Origin of the sequence: Streptomyces sp. NPDC059994, assembly GCF_042737755.1 — a bacterium.
Classification (GTDB): Bacteria; Actinomycetota; Actinomycetes; order Streptomycetales; family Streptomycetaceae; genus Streptomyces.
In genome coordinates this window covers 22457-41670 of record NZ_JBHWUR010000066.1, presented here as the reverse complement: position 1 = coordinate 41670, position 19214 = coordinate 22457, and the positions used below count along the sequence as shown (strand labels likewise).

General features: G+C 74.0%; 15 protein-coding genes. 8 read left to right on the top strand and 7 right to left on the bottom strand.

The genetic code is table 11. The annotated features are described in order from the left end of the window. Positions 1 to 46: 46 nt before the first annotated feature. From ACFWA7_RS27120 to ACFWA7_RS27110, 3 genes are all read right to left on the bottom strand, one after another. Positions 47 to 1279: an alpha/beta hydrolase family protein gene (locus tag ACFWA7_RS27120; RefSeq protein ID WP_385539006.1), complete on the bottom strand. Its 1233-nt coding sequence runs from the start codon at positions 1277 to 1279 to the stop codon at positions 47 to 49. 135 nt (positions 1280 to 1414) lie between these two features. Then, positions 1415 to 2113 (bottom strand): TetR/AcrR family transcriptional regulator, encoded by a 699-nt coding sequence (locus tag ACFWA7_RS27115; protein ID WP_385539004.1) that lies wholly within the window; start codon positions 2111 to 2113, stop codon positions 1415 to 1417. 2 nt (positions 2114 to 2115) lie between these two features. Further along, positions 2116 to 3711 (bottom strand): DHA2 family efflux MFS transporter permease subunit, encoded by a 1596-nt coding sequence (locus ACFWA7_RS27110; RefSeq protein WP_385539003.1) that lies wholly within the window; start codon positions 3709 to 3711, stop codon positions 2116 to 2118. A 370-nt stretch (positions 3712 to 4081) separates the two neighbouring features. Here ACFWA7_RS27110 and ACFWA7_RS27105 point away from each other — a divergent pair, with 370 nt between their 5' ends. From ACFWA7_RS27105 to ACFWA7_RS27075, 7 genes are read left to right on the top strand one after another with little or no spacing between them, the layout of a single operon-like run. After that, positions 4082 to 5878 (top strand): fatty acyl-AMP ligase, encoded by a 1797-nt coding sequence (locus ACFWA7_RS27105; protein ID WP_385539002.1) that lies wholly within the window; start codon positions 4082 to 4084, stop codon positions 5876 to 5878. A gap of 45 nt (positions 5879 to 5923) precedes the next feature. After that, complete coding sequence (locus ACFWA7_RS27100; RefSeq protein ID WP_385825618.1) at positions 5924 to 6238, top strand: acyl carrier protein; 315 nt, start codon at positions 5924 to 5926, stop codon at positions 6236 to 6238. Further along, complete coding sequence (locus tag ACFWA7_RS27095) at positions 6235 to 9261, top strand: type I polyketide synthase (RefSeq protein ID WP_385825616.1); 3027 nt, start codon at positions 6235 to 6237, stop codon at positions 9259 to 9261. The genes ACFWA7_RS27100 and ACFWA7_RS27095 overlap by 4 nt, the downstream gene beginning before the upstream one ends. Beyond that, a complete protein-coding gene (locus tag ACFWA7_RS27090) occupies positions 9258 to 10289 on the top strand; it encodes a 3-oxoacyl-ACP synthase III family protein (RefSeq protein WP_385538999.1) in 1032 nt (343 codons plus the stop codon). The genes ACFWA7_RS27095 and ACFWA7_RS27090 overlap by 4 nt, the downstream gene beginning before the upstream one ends. Next, positions 10286 to 12211 (top strand): HAD-IIIC family phosphatase, encoded by a 1926-nt coding sequence (locus tag ACFWA7_RS27085; RefSeq protein WP_385825614.1) that lies wholly within the window; start codon positions 10286 to 10288, stop codon positions 12209 to 12211. Before ACFWA7_RS27090 ends, ACFWA7_RS27085 begins: the two co-directional genes overlap by 4 nt. Positions 12212 to 12213: 2 nt before the next feature. After that, a complete protein-coding gene (locus tag ACFWA7_RS27080) occupies positions 12214 to 12453 on the top strand; it encodes an acyl carrier protein (protein WP_385538997.1) in 240 nt (79 codons plus the stop codon). After that, positions 12450 to 13253 (top strand): thioesterase II family protein, encoded by an 804-nt coding sequence (locus ACFWA7_RS27075; protein WP_385825611.1) that lies wholly within the window; start codon positions 12450 to 12452, stop codon positions 13251 to 13253. The genes ACFWA7_RS27080 and ACFWA7_RS27075 overlap by 4 nt, the downstream gene beginning before the upstream one ends. Before the next feature lie 9 nt (positions 13254 to 13262). On the opposite strand, the gene ACFWA7_RS27070 is transcribed toward ACFWA7_RS27075, so the two are convergent. The 4 genes from ACFWA7_RS27070 to ACFWA7_RS27055 are packed head-to-tail and all read right to left on the bottom strand — an operon-like array spanning position 13263 to position 18473. Further along, positions 13263 to 14114, bottom strand: a complete 852-nt coding sequence (locus ACFWA7_RS27070) for an MBL fold metallo-hydrolase (protein WP_385538994.1) — start codon at positions 14112 to 14114, stop codon at positions 13263 to 13265. Positions 14115 to 14167: 53 nt separating this feature from the next. Next, positions 14168 to 16105, bottom strand: coding sequence for an AMP-binding protein (locus tag ACFWA7_RS27065; protein WP_385825609.1), 1938 nt, complete (start codon positions 16103 to 16105; stop codon positions 14168 to 14170). After that, positions 16105 to 17277, bottom strand: a complete 1173-nt coding sequence (locus ACFWA7_RS27060) for a thiolase family protein (RefSeq protein ID WP_385825607.1) — start codon at positions 17275 to 17277, stop codon at positions 16105 to 16107. The genes ACFWA7_RS27065 and ACFWA7_RS27060 overlap by 1 nt, the downstream gene beginning before the upstream one ends. Further along, positions 17277 to 18473 (bottom strand): alpha/beta fold hydrolase, encoded by a 1197-nt coding sequence (locus ACFWA7_RS27055; protein WP_385538988.1) that lies wholly within the window; start codon positions 18471 to 18473, stop codon positions 17277 to 17279. Before ACFWA7_RS27055 ends, ACFWA7_RS27060 begins: the two co-directional genes overlap by 1 nt. 117 nt (positions 18474 to 18590) lie before the next feature. Between ACFWA7_RS27055 and ACFWA7_RS27050 the strand changes: the two genes are divergently transcribed. Next, the gene (locus ACFWA7_RS27050) at positions 18591 to 19208 is read left to right on the top strand and encodes a TetR/AcrR family transcriptional regulator (RefSeq protein ID WP_385538986.1); all 618 of its coding nucleotides are present in this window, start codon (positions 18591 to 18593) and stop codon (positions 19206 to 19208) included. The last annotated feature ends 6 nt before the right edge of the window (positions 19209 to 19214 follow it).

The window sequence follows — 19214 nt, the reverse complement described above, 5'->3', positions numbered from 1 at the left end:
CGGGTGTCCCCCGGGCCGCCCGCCTCGGGCGTGCGTGTACGAACGGTCAGACGGACGGCGCGGGTTCGGGCTCCGGGGCCCCGGCCTCCGCGGTCTCGGCGAGCCAGGAGAAGACCCGGTCGTGGAAGAGCGTCATGGAGCCGGAGTGACAGTGCGCCCCCCCGCCCCCGTCCGCGGTGAAGACATGGAGGGTCTTGGGGGAGTTGAGGCCCGTGTACACCTTCTTCGCGTGTTCCAGACCGGCGAAGAACATGTCCTCCTCGGCGTCGAGCACCAGGACCGGACAGCGCACCTGCCCGACCACGTCCGCGAGGCCGAACGCGGGCATCCGGCGCAGCAGTTGGGCCGGGCTCTGGGCCCCGAACGTCCACATCGCCTGCCGCAGCAGCCAGCGCGTGAAGGTCTGCTGGACGGCGATCCCGTACATCACGGGGTTGGCGAAGTCGTCGCAGCCCTGCTCCACCCACTCGTGGACGAACGGCGGCAGCCACACCACGTCCCCGAGCTGCCAGACCGCGTCATGGGCGACGCACCCCGCGAGCCGGTGCTCGAACGCGGCGGCCCGGACGGCGAGCAGCCCGCCGAGGCTGGTCCCCACCAGCGTGACCTGTTCGGGGTCCACCCCGGGCTGCGCCAGCGCGAAGTCCACCACGGGCGTGACCACCTCCTCCCAGTCCGGCCGGAAGGTGAGCCCCTGCTCGCGCAGCACCGAGCCCTGCCCGGGCCCCTCGAAGCAGAGGACGTGGTAGCCGCGCGCCTGGGCGGCGGCCGCGATGAAGAAGTAGCCCTCCTCAAGGGTGGAGTCGATGCCGCCGTGGTGGATCAGGGTCGGGCGCGGCCCCGTGGAGTCGTCCGCGCGGTAGAAGTACCCCGGCAGCGAGCCGTCCCCGTACGGGATGCGGACGAACTCCGGCGGGCGCTCCATGAGCCCGGCCGCCGCGGCGAAGGTCTCCTTGGAGAGCCGCATCAGCCGCGCCGCCTCGGGGTCGTGCAGCGGGTCGTCGCGCAGGAAGAACTCGGCGGTGCGGTAATACGTGTGGGCGCGCAGCAGGGCGCCTCGGGCGTCGACGGTACGGCGCCCGGCGAGCGCGGCCGCGGCGAGGCCGTGGACGCGCTCGGCCAGTGCGGTCCACTCGCGCCGCCAGGCGTCCGTGTCGCCGCCGGGGATGCGCGAGGCGACGGCGATGATCTCGCCGAGCTGGGCGCCGCCGAAGTCGGCGTAGCCGGCCGCCCGTAAGGCCTGGTAGTCGAAGGCGGGGTCGTCGAAGAGGAACTTCATGGTTGCGGCTCCTGGGTGGGGAGGCGGTTCGGTGCCCGTCCGCGCGGCGGACGGGCGGATGGCGCTGCGCTCGCGCGCGGCCGACCAGTGCGTGCGCCCGGCGTCCGGTTTCCCGTTCCGGTGGGCGCGGCCCGTCTACCGGGGTGCGGGGTGGGTCCGGGTGCCGTCGAGGAAGGTGTCCACGATCGCCTCCGCGAACGCGGCGGACTCCACCGGACGCTGACGGAGGATCAGCCGTGCGAGCATCGGCCCCGTCAGCAGCTCGATGGCCTGGTCGACGTCGAGGCCGGGGCGCAGCTCCCCGCTGTCGAGCCCGTCGCGCAGCACCTGCCGCATGGCGTCCCTCCGTGCGGCGACCGCCGTGTCCTCGTACGCCTCCACCAGCTGCGGCCGGTGCACCGCCTCGCCGAGGAGGCCGGCGAGCAGGCGGTGCAGATTGGTGTCCTGGCCGCGGTGGCGGATCTGGTCGACCAGATCCACGAGACGCTCCCGCAGGGGCAGTCCGTCCGAGGGGGTGACGGGGACGTCGAGGCTGCTCAGGGCAGCGAGCACCAGCTCTTCCTTGTTGCGCCAGCGGCGGTAGATGGTGGCGCGGGCGACTCCGGCCCGCTGGGCCACCAGATCCATCGACAGCGCGCTGAAGCTGCATCCCTCGCCGAGCAGGCCCAGGGTGCTCTCCAGGATCGCCCGGTCGGCCGCGGGGTCACGCCGGCGCCCGCCGCGGGCGGTGCGCTGCGCGGGCGGCGCGGGGGCGGGCCCGTCCCCGGTCCCGTGGACGGGCCGGAGGCCGGCGGGCGCGGCGCCCTCGCCCTCCGGTGGAACGGGTGGTGGCATGCTCAGACCTCCGAGGAGTGGCGGACCCTGGCCGCTTCTTCCGCACCGGCGGGTTCGCCGGGCGTACGGGCGGGCAGCAGGAGCAGGCTGACGAGGGCGCCGAGGAAGGTGACCCCGGCGGCGACCAGCGCGGTGAGGTGCATCGCGGAGACGAACGAGTCGACGGCGTGGCCCGCGAGGCCGGCGCCGCGCGGGCCGAGCGCGTCGGCCACGGCGAGGCTGCTCTGCACGGACTCCCCGGCCTTGTCGCGCAGTTGGTCCGGCACGGCTCCCAGGTGGTCCGACATCCGGGAGCGGTACGCGGTGGACAGGACCGAGCCGAGGACCGCGACGCCGAGCGCCCCGCCCACCTGGCGGAAGGTGGTGTTGACGGCCGAGCCGGTGCCCGCGCGCCGACGGGGCAGGGCCGACATGACGGCGGCCGTGGCGGGCGGCATCACACAGGCGATGCCCACGCCCAGGACGAAGAAGACGGATTCGAGCAGCCACAGCGAGGTGTGCTCGTCGACGGTGGCGACGACGACGAACGCCAGGGTGGTCAGCAGCATCCCGGTGGCGCACACCGGGCGGACCCCGATCCGCTTGGCCGCGAGCGTGGCGGGCGGCGAGAACGCCAACTGGGCCACGGCCAGCGGCAGCAGACAGTATCCGGCCTGCAGGGGCGTCCAGCCGCGCACGCTCTGCAGATAGAAGACCAGGAAGAAGGTGGCGCCGAGCAGCGCGAAGAACACCAGGCCGATCACGGTCACGGCGGCCGAGAAGCGCGGGATGCGGAACAGCGCGATGTCGAGGGCCGGGCGCTCGGCCCGCCGTTCCCAGACGACGAACGCCGCCAGCACGGCGAGCCCGCCGAGCATCGTCCCCCACACCCGCCCCGCCGCCCAGTCGTCCGACTCGCCGCCCTGGATCACGCCGTACACCAGCAGGGTCAGACCCGCCACGGACAGGGCGACGCCCACCGGGTCGAAGCCGCCGCGCCCGGGGTCCCTGGACTCCGGCACGACGACCAGCGCGGCGACCGTGCCGATCACCACGATCGGGATGTTGATGAGGAAGACCGAGCCCCACCAGAAGTGCTCCAGGAGCGCGCCGCCGGTGATGGGCCCGACGGCGACCGCCAGACCGGCCGCGCCGGCCCAGATGCCGACGGCCTTGGCGTGTTCGGCGGGCGGGAAGACGTTCATGATGATCGCCAGGGTCGCGGGCATCACCAGCGCGCCGCCGACACCGAGCCCGGCGCGCGCGGCGATCAGTTCGCCGGCGCTGCCCGCGTACGCGGACCAGAGCGAGGCGCCGCCGAAGACGACGAGCCCGGTCACGAGCGTACGTTTGCGGCCCCAGCGGTCGGCCAGCACTCCGGTGCTGAACAGGAGGGCCGCGAAGACGAGGGTGTACGAGTCCACCGACCACTGCAGCGCGCTGGAGGAGGCGCCCAGGCCCTGTGGTGCGGGCTCGGCGAGCGTCTTGAGCGCGACGTTCAGGATCGATGTGTCGAGGACCACGAGCAGGAGGCTCACCACGAGCACGCCCAGTACCCACCAGCGGTGGGCGGCGGCCTGGTGCTGCTCGGCATTGCGATGTTCGAGCTGAGTGGTCACGGGTGCCGCTCCTCGGAAGGAAGAGGGTGTTGCGTGAACTGCCGTCTGCGGCTGTGCGGTTCACGACGCTAGACCCGTCCACCAATCGAGTCAATGCCGTATCGAAACACTGCTGACTCATATCTCGGCCGCGGCAGAGGAGCCCAAGAACCTGCGGCACTGGGTGCCAACTTCTCCTCCGTACAAGTGTGAACACCCCTCACACTCCCCCTCTCCACCGCACCCTGCGGGAAGACCCGAAGCTGCGACGTGCACCTCAAGGCTGCCTTTACACGTCCTTTTCACTTCCCACCAACGATGGGTCAGCAGATGGCACTTGGTGCCGCGCCAGCCCCAACAGACCGACCCGGCCAGACCGACAGGGGAAGAGATGCACAGGACGTTGACCGAGGCCGTACGCGCCGGAGCCGAGCAGCACCCCGACCGGCTCGCGTTCGTGTACCTGCACGAGGACGGCCGGACCATGCGGCCCGAGGAGCTCACCTACGCGGAGCTGGACCGCCGCGCCCGGCTGATCGCCACCCGGCTGCGCCAGGAGTCGCTGGGCGACCCGGCCCGCCCGGTGCTGCTGCTCTACCCGCCCACGCTCGACTTCGTCACCGCGTTCCTCGGCTGCTTCTACGCCGGGCGCACGGCCATCCCGGCCCCGCTGCCGGACGAGCCGGGCGAGCGTCTCGCCCGGGTCAGCGGCATCCTGCGGGACGCCGCAGTGGGCGCGGTCCTGACGCTCCCCGAGCACCGCCAGGGTCTCGCCGCCTGGCTGGCCGCCTCCGGGGAGCAGGACGTGGTGTGCCTGGCGCCCGAGGACGACGGCGAGGACCCCACGCCGTGGTTCCCGCCGCAGGTCCGCGCCGACGACATCGCCTTCCTCCAGTACAGCTCGGGCTCCACCAGCCAGCCCAAGGGCGTCATGGTCACGCACGCCAACCTGGCCGCCAACCAGGAGGCCATCCACCGCGCCATGCTCACCGAGCCCGGCGTCGTCACCGGCAGCTGGCTGCCGCTCTACCACGACATGGGCCTCATCGGGATGACGCTGCACCCGCTGTGGATGGGCGGCACGAGCGTCCAGATGTCGCCCATCTCCTTCATCAAACAGCCGTACCGGTGGCTGCGGATGATCCACGACTACCGCGTCGAGGGCACCGCCTCGCCCGACTTCGGGTACGAGCTCTGCGCCCGCCGCACCACCGACGAGCAGGCCGAGGGGCTCGACCTGTCCAGCCTGCGGGTGGCGCTCAACGGGGCGGAGCCGGTGCGCGCCGCCACCATCCGCACCTTCACCGCGCGCTTCGCCGCCCAGGGGCTGCGCCCCGAGGCGCTGTTCCCCTGCTACGGGCTGGCCGAGAACACCCTGCTCGCCTCCGCCGGGGACACCACCGCCCGGCACGTCGAACTCGCCGTCGACGCGCACCTCCTGGAGCAGCACGAGCTGCGACCCGCCCGCCCCGACCGCACCTCCAGGACCCTGGTCGGCTGCGGCGCGCCGGCCGGGAGCGAGGTGCTCGTGGTCGACCCCATGACGCGCCAGGCGCTGGCGGACGGCCAGGTCGGCGAGATCTGGCTGCGCGGCCCTTCGGTGGCGCGCGGCTACTGGAACCGCCCGGAGGCCACCGACGAGACCTTCCGCGCCGAGACCGCGGACGGCCGCTCCGGCTATCTGCGCACCGGCGACCTCGGCGGTCTGGTCGGCGGGGAGCTCTTCGTCACCGGCCGCATCAAGGAGATGCTCATCCACCACGGCCGCAACCTCTACCCGCAGGACATCGAGCAGGCTGTGCAGGACTCGGGGCCCGCCCTGCGGCGCGGCGGCGGGGCGGTGTTCACCGTCGGGGACGAGGAGGGCGACCGCTCGCACGTCGTGGTGGTGCAGGAGGTCCGCCCGAACAAGCAGGGCGAGTCCGACCTGCCCGGCCTCGCCGCCGCGGTCCAGACGGTGCTGAGCCGCAGATTCCAGCTTCCCGCCGCCAGTGTGGTCCTGGTGCGCCCCGGCGCGGTCCGCAAGACCACCAGCGGCAAGACACAGCGCACCCTGATGCGCCGGCTGTTCATCGACGGCGCCCTGCCCGTACTCCACCAGCGCCTGGAACGGCCGGTCGCGGCACTGGTCGCCCGGTCGGCCGAGGCCGCCGGGCAGTCCGCTCCGCCGGCCACCCTCGGCCGCTGAGCCCGCCCGGCCCTCCGAGCGACGCCCCCAAGGAAGAGGTACCTCATGTCCATCGCCCCCGACACCCGCACCGCGATCCGGCCGCAGACCCCCGTACTGGCCCCCGCGGACCTGGAGAAGTGGCTCACCGACCGGGTGGCCTTCCATCTGCACCGGCCCGTTCGGGAGATCGACCCGACGACCCCGCTCGCCGACTACGGCATCGACTCGGTGGCCGCCATCGGCATCTGCGGCGAGATAGAGGAACGCCACCTCCTGGCGGTCCCGCCGACCCTCGCCTACGACTTCCCGACGGTACGCGCCATCGCCGGGCACCTGGCCGAGCTGCTCGCCGTCGGTGCTGCCGAGGCCGGCTCATGAGCGCACCCGAACCGGTCGCGGTCGTCGGGCTCGACTGCCGCTTCCCCGGGGCCCGGGACGCAGGCGAGTTCTGGAAGCTGCTGATGGAGGGCGGGGACGGCACCCGGCGCGTCCCCGAGGAGCGCTGGGAGGCGGACCGCTACCGGCTCGCCGAGACGGCCGCCCCGGGCGAGGCCCGGACCCCGGGCCGCTCCAACACCGTGCGCGGCGGGTTCATCGACGACCCGGACGCCTTCGACCCCGCCTTCTTCGGGATCTCGCCCCGCGAGGCGGCCGCCATGGACCCGCAGCAGCGGCTGCTGCTCCAGTGCTCGTGGCGCGCCATCGAGGACGCGACGATGGCCCCCGAGGACCTGGCCGGCACGGATACGGGCGTGTTCGTGGGGGTGATGGCCAACGAGTGGGCCCACCTCCAACTGGCCGACTACGACCGGATCACCGCCCGGCACGGCTCCGGCAACGGCTACTTCATGGGCGCCAACCGCGTCTCGTACCACTTGGACCTCAAGGGCCCCAGCCTCGCCGTCGACACGGCCTGCTCGTCCTCGCTCGTCGCCCTGCACCTCGCCTCCGGCGCGCTGCGCGCGGGCGACTGCGACTACGCGCTCGCCGGTGGCACCAACCTGATCATGACGCCGGTCCTCAACATCTTCTACACCCAGGCGGGCCTGTCCGCGCCCGACGGCCGCTGCAAGCCGTTCAGCGCCTCGGCCGACGGCATCGGCCGCGCCGAGGGCGTCGCCGTACTCGTCCTGCGCCGGCTCGCCGACGCCCTCGCCGACCGCCAGCCCGTCTACGCCGTGCTGCGCGGCACCGGCGTCAACCAGGACGGCCGCAGCAACGGGATCACCGCGCCCAACCGCTGGGCCCAGCAGCAGCTCATCGAGCGGGTCTGGCGCTCGGCCGACGTCGGCGCCGACGACATCGGCTTCATCGAGGCGCATGGCACCGGCACCCTCCTCGGCGACATGATGGAGGCCCAGGCGCTCGGCCACCTCACCAGCGGCCGCAGCGGCGGCAGCGTCGCGCTCGGCTCGGTCAAGAGCAACTTCGGGCACGCCGAGGGCGCCGCCGGGATCGCCGGGGTCGTCAAGACCGTCCTCGCGCTGCACCACCGCACCGTGCCGCCCAGCCGCTTCGCCGACGACGAGAACCCGGGGCTCCAACTGCCCGAGCGGCGCCTCACGCTGCTCAAGTCCCCCCTGCGGCTGCCGTCCGGCACCGTGCACGCCGCCGTCAGCAGCTTCGGCATGGGCGGCACCAACGCGCACGCCGTGCTCTCCTCACCGCCGCGCGCGGTCCACCGCTCCGGCGGGAGAGTCCCGGGCGTGTTCACCGTGTCCGCCCGCTCCGCGCGCCAGCTGCGCCCCAATCTGCTGGCGCAGGCCGACGCGCTGGCCCGGCTGCCCGAGGACCGGCTCGCCCAGCTGTGCTGGACCAGCAACCGCGTCAAGTCCCGGCTGCCGCACCGCGTCGCCGTCGCCTCGGGCGATCTGGCGGGTCTGGTGGCCGGGCTGCGCGAGGCGGCCGGACGCACCCGCGACGAGGAGGGCGGGGTGCGGCGCACGGCGCCCACGGTGGCGTTCGCGTTCACCGGGCAGGGCGCCCAGCACCCCGGCATGGCCGCCTCCTGGTACGCCTCCTCCCCCGTCTACGCCCGCCTCTTCGACGAGATCGACGAGCACCTCGCCGTCCACCTCGGCCGCTCGGTGCGCGACGCGGTCCTGGCGGGCGACCCCGGGGTGGACCGCACGGGCCTGGCCCAGCCCGCGCTCTTCGCGGTCGAGTACGCGATCGCGGGCACCCTGGCCGACGCCGGGATCCGGCCCGCCGCCGTCATCGGTCACAGCATCGGCGAGTTCGCCGCCGCGTGCACGGCCGGAGTGCTCGAACCCGCCGACGCGGCCCGCCTCGTCGCCCGCCGGGGCGCGCTCATGGAGGCGCTCCCGGACGGCGGCGGCATGCTCGCCGTACCACTGCCCGAGGCGGAGGTGGAGGCGCTGCTCACCGATCCCGCGCGGGTGTGCGTCGCGGCCGTCAACGGCCCGCGCAGCACCGTGGTCGCCGGTGAGCTCGACGAACTCGCCCTGCTGCGCGCCAGGTTGGCCGACCGGGGCGTCACCGCCCGCCCGCTGACCGTGTCGCACGCCTTCCACTCCCCGCTGATGCGGCCCGCCGTCGAGCCGTTCCGGCGCGAGGGCGCGGACGTGGCGGCGGGCGCCCCCTCGGTGCCGGTCTTCTCGACCGTGTACGGACGGATCATGGGCGGCGAGGAGCGCATGGACGCCGCGTACTGGGCGCGCCAGATCACCGCGCCGGTGCGGTTCGCCGACGCCGCCGCCGAACTGTTCTCGTCCGGTGTCACCCACATCGTGGAGATCGGCCCGCGCGCCGTGCTCACCCCCATGCTCGCCCGGCTCAGGCCGGCCGACGCGGACCCGGTGAGCTGCCTCGCCGCCCACCCGGGCGAGCGCGCGCCCCGCCATCCGCTGCACCATCTGCTCGGGGAGCTGTGGAGCGCCGGGGCCGACCCCACCTGGGACAGCCTGTACCCGGAGGCGGACCGCGTGCCGCGCCGGCTGCCGCCGTACGTCTTCGACGACAGCTTCCGCGCCTGGCGCTCCGCCACCGCCCCCGAACTGCCCGCGCCCCACCTACCCGCCCTGGGCGCGGCAGCCGCGGAACCGCCGACGGCGGACCTCGCGGAAACGTGCCCGCCGGCCCAGGACGGTGGTTCCCCCCACGGGGTGCCCGAGGTGACGCACCGTCTGGTGTGCCGGGTCGGCGGGCACGACCCCTCGGCGGTACGGGCCCACTCCCGCCTCGCCGAGGACCTCGGCTTCGACTCGATCCAGGTCATGGAGCTCAAGACCCGCATCGAGGACGAGCTGCCCGAGCTCGGCAGCCTGCCCGTCGAGGAGCTGCTGGCGAGCCTGGAGACGGTGGGCGACCTCAGCCGCTATCTGGGCGAGCGACTCCTCGTACCGACCGCACCCTCCGCCCCGGAAGGACCGCGCACATGAGCCCGTCATCCGCCCCCGTCGCCCACCTGGTCTCGGTCGGCACCTGCCTGCCGGGGGAACCGGTGGACAACGCCACCCTGGCCAAGCTCGTCGGTGTCGACGAGCAGTGGGCCGAGATGTTCATCGGCAACGTCAGCAGGCACTTCGCCGTCGACCTGGCGACCGGCCAGGTCCGCCACTGCCTCGCGGACATCGCGGCGACCGCGGCGGACCGGGCCCTGGCGGCGGCGGGCCTGGAGGCCGTCGACATCGACTGCGTCGTCATGGGCACCGCGACCCCGGACCAGCTGATGCCCGCCACCGTCAACCTGGTGGCGGACCGCCTCGGCATCGACAACGTCCCCACCTACCAGCTCCAGTCGGGCTGCGCCGGGGCCATACAGGCGCTCGACGTGGCCCGCACCATGCTCCTCGCCGGGCGCTGCTCGACGGTCCTGGTGATCGGCGGCGACGTCTGCGCCAAGCATCTGGAGACGGACTTCGACCCCGGCTCGCGCACCCCCGCCGAGCTGGTCAACTACATCCTGTTCGGCGACGGGGCCGGCGCGGCCGTGCTCAGCGCCGAGTCCTTCGGGCAGCGCGTCGAGATCCGCCAGATCCTCAACCGCCTGGTGGGCCTGGGCAAGGCGCCCGGCCAGGTCATCGACTGGTTCGGCCTGGGCGACCGGCACAGCGACCGGACGGCGATCTCCGAGGACTACAAGGCGATCGAGGCGGCGGTGCCGGTGCTTGCGACCCAGATGTTCTGGGAGCTCATCGGGGACGTGGGCTGGACGGCCGACCAGGTGGACTATCTGCTCCCGCCCCAGCTCTCCGGCCGTATGAGCGACCGCATCTCCGACTCGATGCCCGCCCCGCTCGCCCAGCGCGTCAACGTGGTGCGCACCGTGGGCAACAACGGCAACGCGCTGCCCTTCCTGCAGCTCGCCGAACTGTTCGACAAGTGGCAGGGCGGCGGGCGGGCCGTCACCGTCGCCGTGGAGTCCAGCAAGTGGATCAAGACCGGCATCGCCCTGGAGCGCGCATGACCACGATCGCGACCAATACCCCTCCAAAGGAGGGCAGTTGGCGGGACCCGGAGGCGCTGCGCACCCTGCGCGCCCGGTACGCCGCCGGGCGGCTTGAGGCCGAGTACCCCTCGGTACGGCCCCTGCTCGCCCGCCTCCCGGAGCGGCAACTGCCCGCCGCGGGACAGCTGCTCGCCCGGCTCGACCACGAAGAGGTCGCCCGCCACCACGCCGATGTGCCCGTGGTGACCGTCGCCGTCACCGGCCAGTCCACCGTCGCCCCGCTGGTCGCCCCGCTCACCGCGGAGCTGGCGCGCCACGGGCTGCTGCTCGACCCGGTGGTCTCGCCGTACGGCTCGTACCTGGCGGACCTGCTCGGGCCCGGCGGCTCCGGCACCGGGCCGCGGCCCCGTCTCACGCTGTGCCTGCTGGACGCGCACACCGTCTTCGAGGAGGTGCCGCTGCCCTGGCGGGTCGAGGACGTCGAGGCCGCGGCCCGGTCCCGGCTCGCCCTGATCGGCCGGGCCGTCCGCGCCCATCAGGACGGCGGACGCGGCCCGTTGGTCCTCAACACGGTTCCGCTGCTGCACCGCCATGCCCGTCAGCTGGTCGATCTGCGTTCCCGGGCCCGACTGGGCGTCGTCTGGCGCGAGTTCAACAGCGGACTGCTCACCCTCGCAGCGGAGCACCCCGGCCTGATCGTCGTCGACCTCGACCCGCTGGTCGCCGAGGGGACACCCGCGTACGAGCCGCGCACGGGTCTGTACGCCAAGGCGCGCCTCGCCGAGGGGCTGCTCGCGAGCTACGCCCGCGACGTCGGCCACCTCGTCACGGGGCTGCTCGGCCGGACCCGCAAGTGCCTCGTCCTGGACCTGGACGGGACGCTGTGGGGCGGGGTGCTCGGCGAGGACGGCGTGGACGGCATCGAGCTCGGCAGCGGGTTCCGCGGCGAGGCGTTCGCCGAGTTCCAGCGGGTGGTGGCCCAGCTCGGCTCGCAGGGGGTGCTGCTCGCCGTCAGCAGCAAGAACGACGAGGACAGAGTGCGCGAGGCGCTGCGCGAACACCCCTCGATGCTGCTGCGCGAGGACGACTTCGTCCGCGTCAACGCCAACTGGTCGGCCAAGCACGACAATCTGCGCGACATCGCGGAGCGGCTCGGGATCGGTCTGGACAGCTTCGTCTTCGTCGACGACAGCACCTTCGAGTGCGGTCTGGTCCGCGAGCAGCTGCCGCAGATCGCGGTGGTCCGGGTCGACGAGGAGCCGGCTCTGCACCCGGCCGCGCTGCTCGCGGACGGCTGGTTCGACCTGCCCGTTCTCACCGACGAGGACCGTGAGCGGGCGGGCCGCTACCGCACCGAGGCCAAGCGGCAGGAGTTCCGCGAGGACACCGGCTCGTACCAGGACTATCTGGACGGTCTCGGCATCGAGGTGACGGTGCGCCCGCCGGAGCCCGCGGAGCTGACCCGGGTCTCCCAGCTCACCCTGCGCACCAACCAGTTCCATCTCGCCCCCGAGCGCCTCCAGCTGCCGCAGGTGCGCGAGTGGGCCGAGCGTCCGGACCGCGGTGTGCTGGTGGTGCGCGCCCGCGACCGGTTCGGCGACCACGGCCTGGTCGGCGCGGTGTTCCTGCGCCGCGACGCGGAGGACCTGCACATCGACAACTACGTGCTGAGCTGCCGGGTGTTCTCGCGCGGCATCGAGAGCGCCTGCCTGGCGGCCGTCCTGGAGCACGCGGCGGCGTCCGGCGCGCGCGGCGCGCTCGCCCGCCACCGGCCCACCCCGCGCAACGCCGCCTTCGCCTCCTTCTACATCGACCACGGCTTCGTCCCCACGGGCGTCGCCCCCGACGACCCCACCACCGTCGTCTTCCGCCACGCCCTGCGCGACATCACGCCCGCCCCCGCCCATCTGCGGCTGCACACCGCCTTCGAGGAGAGCTGACCATGACCGCCACCGCCATCGCCGACGCCACCGGGTTCTGCGCGCTCCTGGAGGACGAACTCGGTATCCGCGTCGCCCCCGAGGACCTCGACCGCCCCCTCGACGAAGTGGCCGAGTGGGACTCGGTCCATCTGCTGCGCCTGGTCACCGTGGTGGAGAGCGTCACCGGCCGCCGCATCCCGGTGGCCGACCTCCTGGAGGCCGTGACCTTCCAGCAGATGTACGAGGCGGTACGCGCGTGAGCGGCCCCGCCACGGCCGCCCCGGTGGGCTGCCTCGTCCGGGCGCCGCGCGAGGACGCCCCGCTGCGGCTGTTCTGCTTCCACCACGCGGGCGGCGGGGCGTCGTTCTACGCCCCGTGGCCCGCCCGGGTGATACCCGGAGTCGACGTCCTGCCGGTGCAGTTGCCCGGCCGCGAGTCCCGGTTCCGCGAACCGCGGTTCCACGACGCGGGGACCCTGACCGAAGCCCTGGCCGAGGAGCTCGCCCCGTGGCTGGACCGTCCGTACGCCGTGTACGGGCACAGCATGGGCGCGCTGATCGGCTTCGCGGTGGTGGCGGCCCGGATGCGGGCCGGGGGCCGGGCGCCGCTCGCGATGTTCCTCGGCGCGTACGCGGCCCCGCACCTCACCCCGCCCCTGCCGCCCGCCGATCTGCACGACGACGCCGGCCTCGCCCGCCTCCTGGTGGACATCGGCGGGCTGCACCCGCGGTTCCTGGGCCGCGACGACTGGCTGCGCGCGCTGCTGCCCATCGTCCGGGACGACCTGCGGATCTGCGCCAGCCACCGGGAGGCGGGGCTGCCGGACCCGGACGAGGCGGAGCAGCGGCTGCCGCTCGACATCCGGGCCTTCGCGGGCGCGGACGACGCGCTGGTGGACCCCGGCGCGGTGTACGCCTGGGAGCGGTACGCGCGCGACTTCCGGCTGACCACCGTGCCGGGCGGCCACTTCTTCCCGCGCGACGCCCCCGAGCCGTTCTTCGAGGAGCTCAACCGCTCCCTGGCCGGGCTGCTCACCGAGGCGCGGCGGGCCCCCGCGTGACGGGCCGCCTCACCGCGGGCCCACCACGCGCGGCACCCCGGCCATGCGCCGCCGGGCCTCCTCCGCGTTCTTCTCGTACAGCGTGCGCTGCTCGTCCACGCCGGGCATGACCCACAGCGGGCGCGAGGAGCCGTCGGCGAAGGCGAGCCCTTCGGTGTCGGGCCGCAGCCCCGTCACGGTGAGCGCGAACGGCTCCTGGTAGTCGATGGCGCCTTCGGCGGTGAGGCGGAAGGGGCGGTCGTGGCCCGGGTAGATCACATCGGCCGCCCCGATCACCCGGTCGATGCTGCGGGCCGCGAGACCGGCGTCCCAGAAGACCAGCGGGTTGCGGCGCGTCGTGGCCACGTACGCGAAGTGCAGGGCGTCGCCGGTGATCGCGGCCACTCCGGCGTCGGTGTCGACCAGGACGCCGATGCTGCCGGGCGAGTGCCCGGGCAGGCCGATGACGCGGACGCCGGGCACGATCTCCTCGCCGTCCGCCACCTCCCGGATGGGCAGCTGTTCGAGCAGCAGTCCGGTCCAGGCGGGGGTCGCCCAGTCGTTGGAGTGCGGCGCGTGGGCGTAGCGCCGCTCGTCACCGTGGAGGAGCAGCTCGGCGCGCGGGAACAGGTCGATGTTCTGTACGTGGTCCCAGTGGGCGTGGGTGAGCACCACGGTGTCGATGTCCGCCGCTGTGAGGCCGTGTGCCGCGAGCGCCGCCCACAGATGGGGGCGGCGTCCGACGTGGGCGGCGTCGACGAGGATGGTGCGGGGACGGCCGGTGGCGTCGGCGCCCCGGACGAGGAAGACCCCGCAGAAGGCGGGGTAGCCCTGGTCGGTGTCGATGGCGAAGCCGGGCAGGAGAATGTCGATCGTCGGCATGGAACTCCCTTGTGTGTGGCCGCTGTTGACGCGAGGGCGGCCGTGTTCCGGTGTCAGCCGTCGGCCGCCTCGTGGACGGCGGCGCGCAGCGCTTCGAGGCTGTGCGGGTTGGCGAGGGTGGAGAGGTCGCCGGGCGCGTCCTGGGTGACGCAGTCGCGGATCAGCCGGCGCATCACCTTGCCGGTGCGGGTCCGTGGCAGTTCGGGCAGGGCGACCACACGGCTGGGCCGGAAGGCGGGCCCGAGGGCGTCGGCCACGCGCGCGCGGATCCGGTCGGCCTCCGGCGCGGACAGCGTCCCGTGTGCGGGTACCACGAAGCACCAGAGCGCCTCGCCCTTGACCGGGTGCGGGATCCCGACCGCCGCCGCCTCGGCCACGGCGGGGTCCCCGAGCGCGGCCTCCTCGACCTCGGCGGGGCCGAGCCGTTTGCCCGCCACCTTCATCACGTCGTCGAGGCGGCCGTGCACGAACCACTCCCCGTCGGACCGGGACGCGAGGTCGCCGTGGGACCAGCGGCCGGGCCTGCGGCTGAAGTAGGTGTGGGCGAACCGCTCGGGCGCGCGCCACAGGCCCCGGGTCATACCCGGCCAGGACTGGCGCACCACCAGTTCACCCATCACGCCCTCGCCGGCCTCGGCGCCGTCCGCGTCCTCGATGACCGCGTCGATGCCCAGACAGGGGCCGGTGAAGCCGCACGGCGTCTGGGGGACGGTCGGCGCGGACGCCAGGAGCGAGCCGCCCACCTCCGTGCCGCCGCTGATGTTGATGACGGGGCAGCGGCCGCCGCCGACCTCGTGGAAGTACCAGCGCCAGGCGTCCTCGGTCCAGGGCTCGCCGGTGGAGCCGAGGATCCGCACCCGGGACGCGGCGGACCCGGGCCCTGCGGTGGTCATCATCGCCCGCGCGAGGCTGGGCGAGCTGCCGAAGACGCTGACCCGGTTCTCGTCCAGGAGCCGCCACAGCCGGGCCGGGTCGGGGTGGTCGACGGCGCCTTCGTACGCGAGGACGCAGGCGCCCGCGAGGGTGCAGCCGACGGCGACCAGGGCGAACATGATCCACCCGGGGTCGGTGACCCAGAAGGCCACGTCGTCGGGGCGCACGTCGAGGTTGTAGCGGACCTCGGAGCCGACCTGCACGGGAAACCCGCCGTGGGTGTGGATGGCGCCTTTGGGGCGTCCGGTGGTGCCGGACGTGTAGAGGAGGAGGAAGGGCGCGCTGGCGGGCAGCGGCACGGTCTCGGCGGGCTGCGCCTCGGTGAGCGCCTGCCAGGTGGTGGTGGCCGCGCCGGACGGCGGCGCGCTGTCGGGCGGTTCGTCCGCGACGACCACCAGGTGGCGTACGTCGGGGACCTTGCCGGCCGCCGCGCGGGCGACGGGCAGCATCTCGTACCGCTTGCCGCGCCGGGTCGTGGCCCCGGCCGTCACCAGCACCCGGGCCCCTGCGTCGGCGAGCCGTACCGCCAGCGCCTCGGTGCCGAAGCCGGAGAACATCGGGACGAGGACAGCGCCGATCCGGGCGCAGGCGAAGAGCAGGACGAAGGCCTCGGGACCGGGTGGCAGATAGCCCGCCACCCGGTCCCCCTCCCTCACTCCCAGGCCGCGGAGTCCCGTGGCGACCCGGGCGCTGAGCCGCGCCGTCCCGCGGTAGCCGAGCCGTCCCCGCGTGCCGTCCTCGCGCTCCCAGCGCAGGGCCGTCGCGTCCGGACGGCCGCGGCGCACATGGCGCTCCAGACAGGACTCGACCAGGTTGGTCCGCCCGCCGGGGAACCAGCGCGTGGCGGCGATCCCGCCCCGCCCGTCGCGGGCGCAGAGCGGCTGCTCGTGCCAGACGATGCCCATGTCGCGGGCGGCGCTGGTCCAGTACCACTCGGGGTCCGCGATGGAGCGGCGCTGCAGTTCGCGGTATCCGTCCAGGCCGTGGGCCCGGCAGAACCGGGCGACGTTGCTGTGCTCGGTCAGCTCCCGGCCGGGGTACCAGGCGTACTCGCCCATCAGTACGCCTCCGGGTTCTCGATGAGCGCGGCGATGCCCTGGCCGCCGCCGATGCACAGCGCGACGACCGCGAACCGCGCGCCGGTGCGGCGCAGTTCGTGGGCGGCCTTGAGCAGCAGGATCGTTCCCGTCGCGCCGATCGGGTGGCCGAGCGCGATCGCCCCGCCGTTCGGGTTGACCCGGTCGGGGTCCAGCTTGAGGTCGTCGAGTACGGCGAGGACCTGCGCGGCGAACGCCTCGTTGAGCTCGACCACCGCGATGTCGTCGAGGTCGAGCCCCGCGCGCCGCAGCAGCTTCCTGATGGCGCCGGCGGGCGCGAATCCCATGATCTCCGGCTCCAGGGCGGTGACCACCACATCGCGCAGCAGGCACAGGGGGACGGTGCCCGGGCGCAGATCCGTGGCGCGCGTCATCAGTACGGCGGCGGCCCCGTCGTTGAGCCCGGCCGAGTTCCCGGCGGTGACCGTGCCGTCGGGGGCGAACGCGGGGTCGAGTCGGGCGAGCCGTTCCACGGTGGTGCCGGGGCGCGGGTGTTCGTCCCGCTCGACCGTGCCGTCCGGGGTGAGCACGGGAACGATCTGACCGGCGAACCGTCCCTGCGCCACGGCCTCGGCGGCCCGCTGCTGGCTCCGGGCGGCCCAACTGTCCTGGCGCGCCCGGGAGATGGCGAACCGCGCCGCCACGGCCTCGCCCGTGAGCCCCATCGGGCCGTGCGCGAAGGGGTCGGTGACCAGCGAGAACGTCCCGTCGATACGGGGTGGTCCGGGAAGCTCGTCGGCGGCGCGCTCGCTGTAGTCGAGCAGCGGCTGACGGGTCATCGACTCATTGCCGCCGGCCACCATGACCTGCGCCTCGCCGAGGGCGAGCGTCTGCGCGGCGGACCAGACCGCCTGGAGGCCGGAGCCGCACAGCCGGTTGACGTTGTACGCGCGGACGTCGACCGGAAGTCCTGCGGCCAGCGCCGCGCGGCGCGCGTTGAACGCGTCCGGCCCCACCTGGCCGACGCAGCCCAGGACGACCTCGTCGACTTCGTGCAGGCCGATACCGGCCCGCAGCAGCGCCTCCTGGATCACCAGGGCGCCGAGCCGGTGCGCCGGGACCGACCGCAGCGCCCCCTTGAACCGCCCGACGGGCGTACGCGCCCCGTGGACCACGGCGATGTCGGACAGCATCAGATCCCCCGCTCGTCGAGCCAGTCGAACACCTGCTGGTGGAAGTGGAGGGCCGCGCCCTCCTGGCAGTGCTCACCGGAGCCGTCGGCGGCGGCGAACCGGATGAGGTCCTTCTCGGCGCGCAGCGCGGCGTGGACCCGCTGCGCCTCGCCGCGCGCGACCACGTCGTTCTCGGCGTCCAGGACCAGGGTCGGGCAGGTGATGTGCTCGGCCACGCCGTCGAGGTTGTACGGCATACAGGCGCGCAGGGCCTCGGCCGGGGTCTTGGCCCCGAAGGCCCACATGCCGTGCCGCAGGAACCAGCGCAGCTGGGTGCTGTGGGACATGGCGACCCCCAGGGCGGGCCCGGCCACCTCGTCGCGGCTCTCGGCGACCCATTCGGCCAGGTGCGCCGGGATGCCCGTGAGGGGCAGCCGGTAGAAGTCGTAGATGCCGTTGTGCAGGACGCAGGCCGCGAAGCGCCGTTCGAAGGCGGCGGCCCGGGCGCCGAGGAGCCCGCCGAAGCTGGTGCCGAAGAGGACGAGCCGGCCGGCGTCGACCCCGGGCAGGCTGAGTGCGTGCTCCACCACCGGGGTGACCACCGACTCCCAGTCCGGCCGGAAGGCCAGGCCCTGCTCGCGGCGCACGGACTGCTGGCCGGGCCCCTCGAAGGCGAGGACGTGGTAGCCGCGCCGCAGGGCGCCCGCGCCGACCATGAAGTACAGCTCCTCCAGCGTGGAGTCGTACCCCCCGTGGTGGATCAGCGTCGGCCGGGGCTCGTCCGTGGCCCCGGCCAGGAAGAGGTAACCCGGCAGGGTCGTGCCCTCGTACGGGATGCGCAGAGGGATCACCGGGGTGTCGAACAGCGCGGCGGCGCGGGCGAACGTCTCGCGCGAGTGCAGGGCGAGGCGGTCCGACTCCCGGTCGTGGTCGCGGTCGTCGAGGCGGAAGAAGTCGGCCGTGCGGTAGTAGTTGGAGGCCCGCAGCAGCGCCTCGCGCGCGCTCACCCGGTGCCCGGCGGCCAGTGCGTCGTCGCCGGTGCGGTGCAGCCGTGCGGCGGTGGCCGCCCAGGCGCGGCACCAGGCGGCCTCGTTGCCGTCGGGGACGTCCTGGCAGGTGACGAGCACCTCCCCGAGATCGGCACCGCCGCAGGCGGCGTGTCCCGCCGTGCGCAGCGCCTGGAAGGAGAACGCCTTGTCGTCGAAGAGGAACTTCACCGCGGCCCTCCCGCTGAACCCACTGAACGGAACGGAACCGTTCCGGCTCGTAGGGCGCGAACGTACACCCGCCGCATCACGGAACGCAACCGTTCCGTTCCGTGTTAATCTCCGATCATGGCCAGCCTCCGTGACAGCGAACTGCGGCGCCCGCCCGCCGGCGCGGGCGTCCTGCGCGAGTCCGTGACCGCGACGATCCGCCGGGCGATGTTCGAAGAGCTGGCGGAGTGCGGGTACGCACGGATGTCGATGGAGGCCGTGACCCGCCGCGCGGGCGTCGGCAAGGCGGCGCTCTACCGCCGCTGGCCGTCGAAGGAGGCCATGGTCGTCGAGCTGGTCTCCGAGGCGGCAGCCGCGCACATCCCCACGACGACGGACTCGGGGTCGCTGCACGGCGACGTCGAGCGGTTCGTCCGGGAGACCCTGCGCGCGCTGCGGCACCCCCTGGTGGGCCGGATCATCCCCGACCTGCTTGCCGAGTCGGCGCGCAGCGCCTCACTCCACGACGCGCTCCACCACGCCGTCCTCGCCCCGCGCCGCGCGGCGGTCGCGACCCTCCTGGACCGCGCGACGGTACGGGGCGAGCTGCCGCCCGACATCGACACGGGCCTGGCCACCGACCTGTTCGGCGCGCCGCTGTACTTCCGCATGCTGGCGGCGGGCGGCCCGACGGACGACGCCTATCTCAGGCGGCTGACCCACGCCATCGTCGCGGCGGTCGCCGCGAGCCGCTGACCGCCC